At 64.1% G+C, this 12,411-nt stretch carries 13 protein-coding genes; all 13 read left to right on the forward strand.

Annotation, left to right across the window (positions count from 1 at the left end):
• Positions 1-25: 25 nt before the first annotated feature.
• The 13 genes from RQ479_RS18170 to RQ479_RS18230 all read left to right on the forward strand — a co-directional run bounded on the left by RQ479_RS18170 (position 26) and on the right by RQ479_RS18230 (position 12,347).
• Complete coding sequence (locus RQ479_RS18170; RefSeq protein WP_376702083.1) at positions 26-1,033, forward strand: ABC transporter permease; 1,008 nt, start codon at positions 26-28, stop codon at positions 1,031-1,033.
• Positions 1,026-1,874, forward strand: coding sequence for an ABC transporter permease (locus RQ479_RS18175; protein ID WP_376702084.1), 849 nt, complete (start codon positions 1,026-1,028; stop codon positions 1,872-1,874). The genes RQ479_RS18170 and RQ479_RS18175 overlap by 8 nt, the downstream gene beginning before the upstream one ends.
• Positions 1,871-2,761, forward strand: a complete 891-nt coding sequence (locus RQ479_RS18180; protein WP_376702085.1) for an ABC transporter ATP-binding protein — start codon at positions 1,871-1,873, stop codon at positions 2,759-2,761. The genes RQ479_RS18175 and RQ479_RS18180 overlap by 4 nt, the downstream gene beginning before the upstream one ends.
• Positions 2,754-3,584 carry an ATP-binding cassette domain-containing protein gene (locus tag RQ479_RS18185; protein WP_376702086.1) on the forward strand — a complete coding sequence of 277 codons (831 nt, stop codon included), beginning with the start codon at positions 2,754-2,756 and terminating at the stop codon, positions 3,582-3,584. The genes RQ479_RS18180 and RQ479_RS18185 overlap by 8 nt, the downstream gene beginning before the upstream one ends.
• 80 nt (positions 3,585-3,664) lie before the next feature.
• Positions 3,665-4,264 (forward strand): VOC family protein, encoded by a 600-nt coding sequence (locus RQ479_RS18190; protein WP_376702087.1) that lies wholly within the window; start codon positions 3,665-3,667, stop codon positions 4,262-4,264.
• 142 nt (positions 4,265-4,406) lie between these two features.
• Complete coding sequence (locus RQ479_RS18195) at positions 4,407-6,701, forward strand: bifunctional salicylyl-CoA 5-hydroxylase/oxidoreductase (protein ID WP_376702088.1); 2,295 nt, start codon at positions 4,407-4,409, stop codon at positions 6,699-6,701.
• A complete protein-coding gene (locus RQ479_RS18200; RefSeq protein ID WP_352467497.1) occupies positions 6,698-7,471 on the forward strand; it encodes an SDR family NAD(P)-dependent oxidoreductase in 774 nt (257 codons plus the stop codon). The genes RQ479_RS18195 and RQ479_RS18200 overlap by 4 nt, the downstream gene beginning before the upstream one ends.
• Complete coding sequence (locus RQ479_RS18205; RefSeq protein ID WP_254816232.1) at positions 7,465-7,935, forward strand: MarR family winged helix-turn-helix transcriptional regulator; 471 nt, start codon at positions 7,465-7,467, stop codon at positions 7,933-7,935. Before RQ479_RS18200 ends, RQ479_RS18205 begins: the two co-directional genes overlap by 7 nt.
• Positions 7,932-8,744: an enoyl-CoA hydratase family protein gene (locus tag RQ479_RS18210; protein ID WP_376702089.1), complete on the forward strand. Its 813-nt coding sequence runs from the start codon at positions 7,932-7,934 to the stop codon at positions 8,742-8,744. The genes RQ479_RS18205 and RQ479_RS18210 overlap by 4 nt, the downstream gene beginning before the upstream one ends.
• Positions 8,745-8,975: 231 nt before the next feature.
• Entirely contained in the window at positions 8,976-10,124 is a 1,149-nt protein-coding gene (locus RQ479_RS18215) for an acyl-CoA dehydrogenase family protein (RefSeq protein ID WP_376702090.1), read from the forward strand.
• Between the two features lie 75 nt (positions 10,125-10,199).
• Complete coding sequence (locus tag RQ479_RS18220) at positions 10,200-10,595, forward strand: RidA family protein (RefSeq protein ID WP_352467500.1); 396 nt, start codon at positions 10,200-10,202, stop codon at positions 10,593-10,595.
• Between the two features lie 177 nt (positions 10,596-10,772).
• Positions 10,773-11,564, forward strand: coding sequence for an ABC transporter substrate-binding protein (locus RQ479_RS18225; protein ID WP_352467501.1), 792 nt, complete (start codon positions 10,773-10,775; stop codon positions 11,562-11,564).
• Between the two features lie 108 nt (positions 11,565-11,672).
• Positions 11,673-12,347 carry an amino acid ABC transporter permease gene (locus RQ479_RS18230; RefSeq protein ID WP_352467502.1) on the forward strand — a complete coding sequence of 225 codons (675 nt, stop codon included), beginning with the start codon at positions 11,673-11,675 and terminating at the stop codon, positions 12,345-12,347.
• Positions 12,348-12,411: the final 64 nt, after the last annotated feature.

The raw sequence follows: 12,411 nt of genomic DNA on the forward strand, positions 1-12,411 counted from the left end.
CGCGCATTTTCCGCCACGGGCGCCCATGCTGCTGCAAAGATTCCTGATCCGTCTTCTGACGATGGCGATCACGCTGTTCGGCGTGGCCGTCGTCGTCTTCGTCGTCATCCGCGTCGCGCCCGGCGATCCGATCGCGATGATGCTGCCGCCCGGCGCGACCGATGCCGACGTCGCGCGGTTGCGCGCGCTTTACGGGCTCGACAAGACCATCGTCCAGCAATTCTTCATCTGGCTGGCCGGTGTCGTCAGGGGTGATTTCGGCACGTCGATTTCGCTGCGGCAGGATGTGCTGGGGCTGGTGTTCAATCGCCTCCCGGCGACACTGGAACTCGCGATCGCCGCGCTTTTGATGGCGCTGGCGATCGGCGGCACGACGGCGATCCTCGGCGCGCGCGAGCGCGGCACCGCGGTCGAAGCCGGCATCGACATTGCCAGCGGTGCGGCGCTCTCGATTCCCGATTTCCTGTGGGGCCTAGTACTGATCCTTCTGTTCGGCGTGCTGGTGCCTATTTTCGACATTTCCGGCCGGGTGTCGCCGCAGCTCGACCTGCCCTTCGCCACGCAATTCTATCTGTTCGAAAGCATCGTACGGCTGCGCTTCGACCTGACCAGGGACCTGCTGGCACACATGCTGATGCCGGCGATGGCGCTGGCGCTGCCGCTGGCCGCGATCATCTCGCAGCTGCTGAAACAGTCGCTGAAAGAAGTGCTCGACCTCGACTATGTCGTGCTGGCGCGGGTAAAGGGCTTTTCGGAAACGCAGGTCATCCTGCGCGAGGCGCTGAAGAACGCGGCGCTGCCGACGCTGACGCTGGTCGGCGTGCAGTTCACCTTCCTGATCGGCGGCACGGTCATCGTCGAACGGCTGTTTTCCTATGAAGGCCTCGGCAATATGGCGATCGACGCCGTCATCAATCGCGACCTGCCGCTGATCCAGGGCATTGTGCTGGTGTTCGCGCTGCTGTTCGTGCTGATCAACCTTGCCGTCGACATGATGTATGCGCTGCTCAATCCGAGGCTGCGCCATGGATGAGGCCCGCATTTCAAGACATGGGTCGCGGGCACGCCTGTGGCTGGCTGGCGGCTGGCTATTGCTCGCGCTCCTTGCCGCGATCTTCGCGCCGCTGGTCGCACCACAGGACCCACTGGCGCAGGACCTGATGTTCGAACGCCTGCCGCCGTTCTGGCTGAGCGGTGCTGAGCCCGGCTACTGGCTCGGCACCGACAGCCTCGGCCGCGATCTCCTGTCGCGGCTGATCTTCGGTGCCCGCATCGCCTTCATCGTCGCCTTCGCCGCCGCCATCGCCGCCTGCCTGGTCGGCTCGGCGCTCGGCCTGATCGCCGGCTATTTCGGCGGCTGGGCCGACCGCATCATCTCCCGCGTTGTCGATGTCTGGATGGCGTTTCCGCCGGTGCTGTTTGCCATCCTTTTGGTTGCCGTGCTCGGCACCGGCTTGAGCTCGGTCATCATCGCCATCGCCGTCATCGACTGGACGCGCTTCTGCCGGGTGATCCGCGCCGAGACGATGGGCCAGTCGCGCATGGATTATGTCGAGAACGCCCGCATCGCCGGCTATGGCCGCATCGGCATCATGCTGCGCGAGGTGCTGCCCAATGTGGTGCCGTCGATCGTGGCACTGCTGTCGCTGGAGATGGGCATTGCCGTCATCGTCGAGGCGATCCTGTCCTTCGTCAATCTGTCGATCTCGACCGACGACCCGACCTGGGGCGGCATCATCGCCGAGGGCCGCCTGTCGATCCATCAGGCCTGGTGGGTGCTGGTGTTCCCGCTGGTCACCCTGATCCTGACGGTGCTGTCGTTCAGCCAGTTCGGCGAAGGTCTCAGGGCGCGTTTCGATCCGGTGCTGCGATGAACGCGCTGGCGAAATCCTGCCTCGACATACGCGACCTTAGCGCAGTGCTGCCCAATGGCTTGCGCGTGCTGCGCTCGGTATCGCTCTCCGTTCAGCCCGGGGAGGTCCGCGCGCTGGTCGGGGAGAGCGGCGCCGGCAAGACGATGATCGGCAAGGCGGTGCTCGGCGTGCTGCCACCCAGCGTGCGCATCGTCGAAGGCGATATGCTGCTCGAGGGCGAGGACCTCGGCCGGCTCCAGCCCAGGGCAAGGCGCACGCTGATCGGCGCGCGCACGGCGCTGATCCCGCAGGACCCGCTGACGGCGCTCAATCCGTCACGGCGCATCGACCCGCAGATGACCGACCGCCTGGTGCGCATCCTCGGCTGGAGCGGTGAGAAGGCCGATGCACGCATCCGCCAATTGCTGGACGAGGTGCGGATCCGCGACCCCGAGCGTGTCCTCAAATGCTATCCGCACGAGCTGTCCGGCGGCATGCGCCAGCGCGTGCTGATCGCCGCGGCGTTCGCAGCCGAACCAAGGCTGATCGTCGCCGACGAGCCGACCACGGCGCTCGACGTGACTGTGCAGAAGCAGATCTTGCGGCTGATCGCGCAATTGCAGCGCGAGCACGGCACGGCGATCCTGTTCGTCACCCACGATCTCGGCGTCGTCGCCAAGATCAGCCAGAAAGTTTCCGTGCTCTATGCCGGCAAGGTGGTGGAGGAGGCCGAGACGGCAGCGCTCTTCGCTTCACCGCAGCATCCTTATACGCGGGCACTGATGGCGGCGACGCCGCGCTACACCGATCCGTTCGCGTCGCTAAAACCGGTCGACGATAAAGTACTGGCCGGGCTGGCCTCGGAGATCGCCGCCGCCGACCAGGCCTGGAGGCCGCCGCATGGCTGAGCCGCTGTTTTCCGTGCGCGGGTTGAAGGTTGCGCTGCCCGACATGACGCGTAAGCCGCTGATCGGCCGGGCGCCGCTGGCCGAGATCCTGAAAGGCCTCGATTTCGACCTGCCCAGGGGCTCGGTGACCGGCATCGTCGGCGAATCCGGCTCCGGCAAATCGACGCTTGGCCGCGCGTTGGTGCGGCTTCTGGAGCCCAGTGCCGGCACCGTCACCTTCGACGGCCGCGACATCACACATCTGCCTGAGGCCGAGCTCCGGCCGCTGCGCCGTAATCTGCAGATGATCTTCCAGGATCCGATGTCGTCGCTCAATCCGCGCCGCACCATCTTCAGCATCATCGCAGCACCGCTCAAGCAGAACGGATTTGGCGACAATCTCAAGGGGCGTGTCGCAGAGGCATTGCAGCGCGTCGGCCTGCCGCAAAGCTTTGCCAGCCGCTACCGCCACGAACTGTCGGGCGGCCAGCGCCAGCGCGTCGGAATTGCCCGGGCGCTGGCGCTGTCGCCGAAATTCGTGCTGGCCGACGAAATCGTCTCCGGCCTCGACGTGTCGACGCAGGCGCAGATCCTGACGCTGCTCGAAAAACTCGCCGCCGAAATGGGCCTGACCGTTGCCTTCATCAGCCATGATCTGTCGGTGATCCGGCGGCTGTGCCGTCAAGTGATCGTCATGCGCGAAGGCGCGATCGTCGAAGCCAGCGCGACGGATACTTTGTTCGAGCACCCGCAGCAGGCCTACACGCGCGACCTCCTCGCCGCCATTCCGCTGCCCGAGATCGATGACGGCTGGCTACTTCCCGCCGCAAAGGCGCCGGCATGAAGCACAATCCTATTCGCACGCCGAAGAGCGGGCCTCGGGCGTGCGCCCGGCAAGATGTCCCGCGATGGAGGATTACTGACATGAAGAATGCAATCCGCTACGCAGTGCTCACCGCCACCGTGCTGGGAAGCATCGGCACGGCTTACGCCAGTTCCATACCCGGCATGTGTGGCCACGATCACACCGGCGTCACCGTCCCCGACATGCAGCAGGCGGTCGATTTCTTCACCGAAGTGGTTGGCTGCAGGAAGGCGATGTCGTTCGGCCCGTTCGCCGACGACAAGGGCACATTCATGCAGGATCTGCTGGGCGTCGATCCCAAGGCGGTGATCGAGGAGATCACCCTGGTCCGCTGCGGACACGGGTCGAACATCGAGCTGTTCAAATACACCGCGCCGGACCAGAAGGACCTGACGCCTCGCAATAGCGACATAGGCGGCTTCCATATCGCCTTCTATGTCGACGACATCGCCGCCGCAAAAGCCTATCTTGACGGCAAGGGCGTCAAGACGCGAATGGGGCCGCTGCCGGTTACCGAAGGCCCGGCCGCCGGCCAGACCGTCCTTTACTTCCAGGCCCCTTGGGGCTTGCAGTTGGAAGCGATCAGCTATCCCAATGGCATGGCCTATGAAAAGGATGCAGAAACGGTGCTGTGGAGCCCGAAGAACCCGGGAAAATAGCCCGGGAGTCCCTGGCCTGCGGAGCCGTTTGCCGGCAAGACGGGTTATCTGGGGCTGATTGCTTCAATCTTGAAACTTCAAGCTTGAATTAATCGTCCTCAGGCGTAAACTCGACAAACAGAAACGAAGAGGAGATCGCACGATGAAAGTTGCGGTTCTCGGCGGCGGACCAGCCGGCCTCTACTTTGCCATCTCGATGAAGCTCCGAGATGCGGCGCATGAGGTGACGGTGTTCGAGCGCAACCGTGCCGACGATACGTTTGGCTGGGGCGTCGTGCTGTCGGCCGAAACGCTGGAGAACCTGGCCAGGAACGACCCGGTCAGCGCCGTCTGGATCCGCAAGCATTTCGCCTATTGGGACGATATCGCCGTCATCCATGACGGCGTGCGAACGGTTTCGACCGGTCACGGCTTTTGCGGCATCGGCCGCAAGCGGCTGCTCACCCTGCTGCAGCGGCGGGCGCGCGAACTCGGCGTCAAGCTGGTGTTCGAGACCGATATCGCCGATCCCAAGCCATATATGGAGACGCACGACCTGGTCGTCGCCGCCGATGGGCTGAACTCGAAAGCGCGGAGCGCCTTCGTCGACGTGTTCAAGCCCGATATCGACATTCGTAGATGCAAGTTCGTCTGGCTCGGCACCCACCAGAAATTCGACGACGCCTTCACCTTCATCTTCGAAAAGACCGAGCATGGCTGGGTGTGGGCGCATGCCTACCAGTTCGACAGCGATACCGCGACCTTCATCGTCGAATGCAGCGAGCCGACCTGGCAGCGCTTCGGCTTCGGCGCGATGTCGCAGCAGGAATCGATTGCCGTCTGCGAGCGCATCTTTGCCCGCCATCTCGGCGGCCACGCGCTGATGACCAACGCAAATCATATCCGCGGCTCGGCCTGGATCAATTTCCCGCGTGTCTTGTGCGAACGCTGGTCCTACAAGAACCTGGCACTGATGGGCGACGCGGCGGCGAGCGCGCATTTCTCGATCGGCTCCGGCACCAAGCTGGCGCTGGAAAGCGCGGTGGCGCTGGCCGACTATGTCGAGTCCGAGCCGGACCTCGAGGCAGCCTTCAGCAAATATGAGGACGCCCGCCGCACCGAAGTGCTGAAGCTGCAGTCGGCGGCGCGCAATTCGCTCGAATGGTTCGAGGAGGTCGAGCGCTATCTCGGCCTCGATCCGGTGCAGTTCAACTATTCGCTGCTGACGCGTTCGCAGCGCATCAGTCACGAGAATTTGCGGCTGCGCGATGCCGAGTGGCTGGCCGGCGCCGAGGAGTGGTTCCAGCGCCAGGCCGGCGCCGGGGGCAACAATCTGCGTCGCGCACCGATGTTCGCGCCGTTCCGGCTGCGCGACATGGCGCTGCAGAACCGCGTCGTCGTCTCGCCGATGGCACAATACAAAGCGGTCGACGGCTGTCCGACCGACTGGCATTTCGCCCATTACGCCGAACGGGCCAAGGGCGGCGCCGGCCTCCTCTACATCGAGATGACCTGCGTCAGTCCGGAGGGCCGCATCACGCCTGGCTGCCCCGGTTTTTATGCACCCGAGCATGAGGTCGCCTGGAAGCGACTGGTGGAGTTCGTCCATGCCGAGACCGAGGCCAAGATCTGCGCCCAGATCGGCCATTCCGGTGCCAAGGGGTCGACCAGGGTCGGCTGGCAGGGAACCGACGTGCCACTGCCCTCAGGCAATTGGCCGGTCATGGCAGCGTCTTCCGTGCCGTGGTCGCCGGAGAACCAGGTGCCGAAGGCGATGGACCGCGCCGACATGGATATGGTGCGCGACCAGTTTGTCGCCTCGGCCCAGATGGCGGCGCGCTGCGGCTTCGACATGCTCGAAATCCACGCCGCGCACGGCTATCTCCTGTCCTCCTTCATCACGCCCCTGACCAACCGGCGCACCGACACCTATGGCGGCTCGCTGGAAAACCGCATGCGCTATCCCTTGGAAATCTTTCATGCGGTGCGCGCCGCGTGGCCGGCCGAGAAGCCGATCTCGATGCGCATCTCCGCCAATGACTGGCTGGGCATCGAAGGCGTGACGCCGGCCGATGCCGTAGAGATCGCGCGGCTGCTGCATGAGGCCGGCGTAGACATCTGCGACGTATCGGCCGGCCAGACTTCGGCCGTGGCAAGACCGGTCTATGGCCGCATGTTCCAGACGCCGTTTTCCGATCGCATCCGCAACGAGGTCGGCATGGCGACGATGGCGGTCGGCAATATCTATGAGCTGGACCACGTCAACTCGATCCTGATGGCGGGCCGCGCCGATCTCGTCGCACTGGCTAGGCCGCATCTTGCCGATCCCTATTGGACGCTGCACGCGGCCGTCACGCTTGGCGATCGCGGCGCCAAATGGCCGGATCCCTATCTGCCCGGCCGCGACCAGCTCTTCCGGCTGGCCGAGCGCGAAGCGGCAGCGGGGTTGAAAGTATGAGTGCCGCGGCGACGATTTCGGGGCGGCATGCGCTGGTCACCGGCGGCGGCTCCGGCGTCGGCCGCGCAATCGCGCTGGCACTGGCCGGCGCCGGTATCGACGTGACCATCTGCGGCCGGCGTGAAGAACCGCTTGCCGAGGTCGCCGCCGAGAACAACCGCATCTTCGCCGTTTCCGCCGACGTCACCGACGAGGCATCGATGGCGTCGCTCTACGAGGCCGCGGAAGCGGCACGCGGAGCGTTCGACATCGTCGTCGCCAATGCCGGCATGTCCGGCAGTGCCCCGGCGCAGCGGACCTCGCTGGCAGACTGGCAGCGCACGCTCGACGTCAACCTGACCGGTGCGTTCCTGACGATGAAGCCGGCGTTGGCCGGCATGGCGGTGCGCAAGGCTGGCCGTCTCATCTTCGTCGCTTCCACCGCCGGACTGAAAGGTTATCCCTATGTCGCAGCTTACGTTGCCGCCAAGCATGGCGTCGTCGGCCTGATGCGGGCACTCGCCGTCGAGACCGCCAAGTCCGGCATAACAGTGAATGCCGTGTGCCCAGGGTTTGTCGAAACCGAGATGCTGGAGAGCGCCGTCCAGCGCATCGTCCAAACGACCGGCCGCTCGTCCGAGCAGGCACGGACAAGCCTAGCCGCGAGCAACCCGCAAGGCCGCTTCATCCAGCCGGAAGAAATTGCGGCCGCGGTACTTTATCTGTGTAGCGACGCCGCCCGGTCGATCACCGGGCAGACGATTTCGATCTCCGGAGGTGAGACATGGTAGCCGGTCCCCTGCCCGCCCCGTCCGGACCCGGCAAGGACCGCCTGCGGCTGTGGATACGCCTGCTGCGCGCCTCGCGCACCATCGAGGCCGAGCTGCGCGAACGCCTGCGGCAAGAGTTCAACACAACGCTGCCACGCTTCGACGTGATGGCCGCGCTCTACAGGGCGCCGGAGGGCATGCTGATGAGCGATCTTTCGCGCTTCCTGTTGGTGTCCAACGGCAATGTCACCGGCATCATCGACCGGCTGGTCTCGGAAGGGTTGGTGATGCGAGCCCGACGCAATGGCGACCGCCGCACCTCGATGGTGCGGCTGACCGAAGAAGGGTCGAAGACTTTCGCCGTGATCGCCGCCGCGCATGAGAAATGGGTCGGCGAATTGCTGGGCAATGTGAGCGAGGACGAGGCGCGCCGGCTGACCGGCATGCTGACCTCCTTCCGCAGCAATTGGGAGGGACGGGAATGACGAAGATGGCTGGCCGCAAGCCGAAGCATTTCCTCTGGCAGGTCGAAGGCAAGGTCGCAAAGATCCGGCTCGATCGGCCGGAGCGCAAGAACCCGTTGACCTTCGACAGCTATGCCGAATTGCGCGACATTTTTCGCGATCTCGTCTATGCCGACGATGTCGATGCGGTGGTGTTCCTTCCCAATGGCGGCAATTTCTGCTCGGGCGGCGATGTCCACGACATCATCGGCCCGCTGGTCGAGATGGATATGAAGGCGCTGCTCGCCTTCACCCGCATGACCGGCGATTTCGTCAAGGCGATGCTGAATTGCGGCAAGCCGATTATCGCGGCGGTCGACGGCGTGGCGGTTGGCGCCGGCGCGATTATCGCCATGGCTTCCGATATCCGCATCGCCACACCTCAAGCCAAGACGGCATTCCTGTTCACCCGCGTCGGCCTTGCCGGCTGTGACATGGGCGCCTGCGCGATCCTGCCACGCATCATTGGCCAGGGTCGCGCCGCCGAGCTGCTCTATACCGGCCGCACGATGAGCGCCGAGGAAGGCGAGCGCTGGGGCTTCTACAACCGGCTGGTCGATGCCGCAACGCTCGAGGCCGACGCGCTCGACATGGCTGCGCGCATCGTTTCCGGCCCGACCTTCGCCCATGGCATGACCAAGACGCAGCTGAACCAGGAATGGTCGATGGGGCTTGACCAGGCGATCGAAGCGGAAGCGCAGGCGCAGGCGATCTGCATGCAGACCCGTGACTTCGAGCGGGCGTACACGGCTTTCGTGGCCAAGGAGAAGCCGGTGTTCGAGGGGGATTGAGGATGATCGTTTCCGTGGAGACGTTGGCGGGACAGCGCCCCCCTCTGGCCTGCCGGCCATCTCCCCCTCAAGGGGGGAGATCGAATGTCGCTGCGGCCTTCGCCAATCGCCACCGCCGCAAGATGGGAGCCGACGCCGGAGCTGCCAATTTCCCCCCTAGAGGGGGAGATGTCCGGCAGGACAGAGGGGGGCGCCGTGGAGCGCCAGGGCCGGAGAACTGTGGAGGCAGCAATGCCTGACCGTTCCTTCCTCTCCTGGCCGTTCTTCGAGGACAATCACCGCGAGCTGGCAGAGCGGCTGGAGGCATGGTGCGCCAAGAACCTGCCGGTCGCGCATGACGATGTCGACGCGGCCTGCCGCGAGCTGGTGGCCAAGCTCGGCAAGGACGGCTGGCTGAAGCCGACGGCGCTCGACACCGACAACCCCTCACCGCTCGACGTGCGCACGCTCTGCCTCACACGCGAGACGCTGGCCCGGCATGACGGGCTGGCCGATTTCGCCTTCGCCATGCAAGGGCTCGGCACCGGTGCGCTCAGCCTGTTCGGCACGCAAGACCAGCAGCGCTGGCTGGCGAAGACACGGGCTGGCAAGGCGATTTCGGCTTTCGCGCTGTCGGAGCCGCGTTCTGGCTCGGACGTTGCCAACATGGAAATGACAGCCACGCGTGACCGCGACAGCTATCTCTTGTCCGGCGAAAAGACCTGGATCTCCAACGGCGGTATCGCTGACTTTTATGTTGTCTTTGCCCGTACCGGCGAGGTGCCCGGCGCCAAGGGGCTTTCCGCCTTTGTCGTGCCTTCCGAAACCGAGGGACTGATCGTCGCCGAGCGGCTGGAAGTGATCGCGCCGCACCCGCTCGCCCGGCTATCCTTTGACAACGCACGCGTTCCAGCCTCGGCGCTGGTCGGCAAACCCGGTGACGGTTTTCGCATCGCCATGTCCGTGCTCGATGTGTTCCGTTCGACTGTCGGCGCAGCGGCGCTCGGCTTTGCCCGGCGCGCGCTGGACGAAAGCATCAAAAGAGTGGCCGAGCGCAGGCTGTTCGGTGCGCCGATGGCCGAGCTGCAGATGGTGCAGGGCCACATCGCCGACATGGCGCTGGATGTCGATGCCGCCGCCTTGCTGGTCTACCGCGCCGCTTGGACCAAGGACATGGGGGCCGCTCGGGTTACCCGCGAAGCCGCCATGGCCAAGCTGTTCGCTACCGACAAAGCGCAAGCGGTGATCGACAAGGCTGTGCAGCTGCATGGCGGCGACGGCGTCCGCAGGGGCCATATCGTTGAAAGCCTGTATCGCGAGATCCGGGCGCTGCGCATCTACGAGGGGGCGTCGGACGTGCAGAAGGTGGTGATTGCGCGACAGGTATTGGGAGCGGCCTGAGACCGGAGTTTATGTGGAAGAATTGATTGTCTTCGAGTTTTGAGCGACCGGATTTGAGCATTGGGAGGCTTTGATATGCACACCATCCTGCAGCCGGAAGGCTGGGCGAAACCCGTCGGCTACGCCAATGGCGTCGCCGCGCGTGGGCAGCTTGTCTTCGTCGGCGGGCAGGTCGGCTGGAACGGGCAGGGCCGCTTCGAGACAGATGATTTTGTCGGCCAGGTGCGGCAGACGCTGGCCAATATTGTTGCTGTGCTCGCCGAGGCCGGCGCCAAGCCGGAGCATATCACCTCGATGACCTGGTACTTTACCGACAAGGCAGAATATTTGGCCAATCTCAGGGGGATCGGCGAGGTCTATCGCGAGGTGATCGGCCGGCATTTTCCGGCGATGGCCGCCATGCAGGTGATGGCGCTGGTCGAGGATCGCGCCAAGGTTGAGATCCAGGCCACGGCGGTTATTCCGGACTGACGGCAACATGCGCAATTTTTTAAGCTTAAAACTTTCGCCTTGAAAAGCGCGGTACTTTGGATAGCATCCGATGTCTTGCGACTGCCGTGCCGGGAGGGCTTTCCGGCAGTCCGGTCACTTGGCGCATCAAAACCGTGCGGGGCCAAACCCGCCCGATCACAACCAGAGGGAACGAAAATGAACTTCACCCGTCGCAACCTGCTTCTTGTTGCTGCCGCTATCGGCATCGCCGGCGGCCCGGCCTATGCCGAAGGCACGCTGAATGTCGGCGCCTATCCGACCAATCCGCCTTTTGAATACAAGAACGAGAGCGGCACATTCGAGGGTTTCGAAGTCGACATCATCAACGAAGCGGCAAAGCGTATCGGCATGACCACTGATATCGCCGACCTCGGTTTCCAGGCGCTGTTCGCCGCCACCACCTCGAAGCGCATCGACGTCGCCATCTCGTCGATCACCATCACGCCGGAGCGGCTGAAGTCGCAGTCGTTCACGCAGCCCTACTATGATTCCGACATGGGCATCGCCGCGAAGGCCGACAGCCCAATCAAGGCCGAGGCCGACCTCAAGGGCAAGATCGTCGGCGTGCTGTCCGGCTCGACCGGCGAAGCCTGGGTCAAGGCGCACCAGGAAGCGGACGGGTTCAGTGACGTCAAGGGCTACGACACCCAGCAGAATTTGCTGCTCGATCTCGGGTCAGGCCGCGTCGATGCGGTGGTCAGCGATATTCCGGGCCTGGAATATTCCTTCACCAAGATGAAGGATCTGGCGGTAAAAGAGCGCATCAAGACCGGCGAGCAGTACGGCCTGATGATGACCAAGGACCACCCGCTGCTCGGCAAGCTGAACGACGCGCTGACCGCGATGAAGACGGACGGCACGCTGGCCGCGATCCACAAGAAGTGGTTCGGCAGCGACGCACCGGCCGATTCCTCGACCGTCAAGGAAATGCCTATGCCGAAGGCCTGAACGGCAGTTCGCGCTTAAATGTCGTGCCGGCTTTCGTGCCGGCACGATTTCGGATTTCGGGCTCGGGCTCGAGCGTCGCGGGACGCCAAACGTTTCGGGAATGCTGCGATGTCGCTGCTGGACACCTTCTTCAACGCCGACGTCATGGTCTCCAGCCTGCCGGCGCTGCTGCGCGGCTTCCTGAACACGCTGCTGCTCGGAATCATGAGCATCGGCATCGGTATTCCCGTCGGCCTCGCGGTCAGCCTGGTGCGGCTCTATGCGCCAAAGCCGCTTCGGCTGCTGGCTGTCGGCTACATCGACATTTTCCGGGCGATGCCGGTGCTGGTCGTGCTGATCCTGATCTACTATGCGCTGCCGTTCCTCGGCATTCGCCTGTCATCGTGGACGTCCGCGGTGATGGCCTTCGCCATCATCATGGCGGCCTATTCGGCCGAGGTGTTCCGCTCCGGCATAGAAAGCATTCCGCGCGGCCAGTTCGAGGCGGCGCAGGCACTCGGCCTGCCGTTCTTGCTGACCCTGCGCAAGGTGGTACTGCCGCAGGCGATCCGCGTCGTCATTCCACCGATGACCAGCAATTGCGTTTCGATGTTCAAGGACACCTCGCTCGCCTCCACGGTAGCATTGCCTGAACTGCTGAAGGAAGCGACCAATGCGCAATCGCTCTATGCCAATCCTTCACCGCTGATCGGCGCGGCGCTGGTCTACCTGATCTTTCTCTGGCCGATGGTCCGTCTCGTCAGCCTCCTGGAACGCCGCTTCCAGACCGAAAAGACCCGCTGAGGGCGCGAACGATTTCCATCGGCCAATTCTCCTAAATATCAACTTTCCTATCCGTTAGGCACTT

Source organism: Mesorhizobium sp. ISC25, from assembly GCF_042295465.1.
Lineage (GTDB): Bacteria > Pseudomonadota > Alphaproteobacteria > Rhizobiales > Rhizobiaceae > Mesorhizobium.

Coding starts and splice junctions, on each gene's coding strand:
- RQ479_RS18170 (WP_376702083.1), top strand. CDS start 26: ATGCTGCTGCAAAGATTCCTGATCCGTCTTCTGACGATGGCGATCACG.
- RQ479_RS18175 (WP_376702084.1), top strand. CDS start 1,026: ATGGATGAGGCCCGCATTTCAAGACATGGGTCGCGGGCACGCCTGTGG.
- RQ479_RS18180 (WP_376702085.1), top strand. CDS start 1,871: ATGAACGCGCTGGCGAAATCCTGCCTCGACATACGCGACCTTAGCGCA.
- RQ479_RS18185 (WP_376702086.1), top strand. CDS start 2,754: ATGGCTGAGCCGCTGTTTTCCGTGCGCGGGTTGAAGGTTGCGCTGCCC.
- RQ479_RS18190 (WP_376702087.1), top strand. CDS start 3,665: ATGAAGAATGCAATCCGCTACGCAGTGCTCACCGCCACCGTGCTGGGA.
- RQ479_RS18195 (WP_376702088.1), top strand. CDS start 4,407: ATGAAAGTTGCGGTTCTCGGCGGCGGACCAGCCGGCCTCTACTTTGCC.
- RQ479_RS18200 (WP_352467497.1), top strand. CDS start 6,698: ATGAGTGCCGCGGCGACGATTTCGGGGCGGCATGCGCTGGTCACCGGC.
- RQ479_RS18205 (WP_254816232.1), top strand. CDS start 7,465: ATGGTAGCCGGTCCCCTGCCCGCCCCGTCCGGACCCGGCAAGGACCGC.
- RQ479_RS18210 (WP_376702089.1), top strand. CDS start 7,932: ATGACGAAGATGGCTGGCCGCAAGCCGAAGCATTTCCTCTGGCAGGTC.
- RQ479_RS18215 (WP_376702090.1), top strand. CDS start 8,976: ATGCCTGACCGTTCCTTCCTCTCCTGGCCGTTCTTCGAGGACAATCAC.
- RQ479_RS18220 (WP_352467500.1), top strand. CDS start 10,200: ATGCACACCATCCTGCAGCCGGAAGGCTGGGCGAAACCCGTCGGCTAC.
- RQ479_RS18225 (WP_352467501.1), top strand. CDS start 10,773: ATGAACTTCACCCGTCGCAACCTGCTTCTTGTTGCTGCCGCTATCGGC.
- RQ479_RS18230 (WP_352467502.1), top strand. CDS start 11,673: ATGTCGCTGCTGGACACCTTCTTCAACGCCGACGTCATGGTCTCCAGC.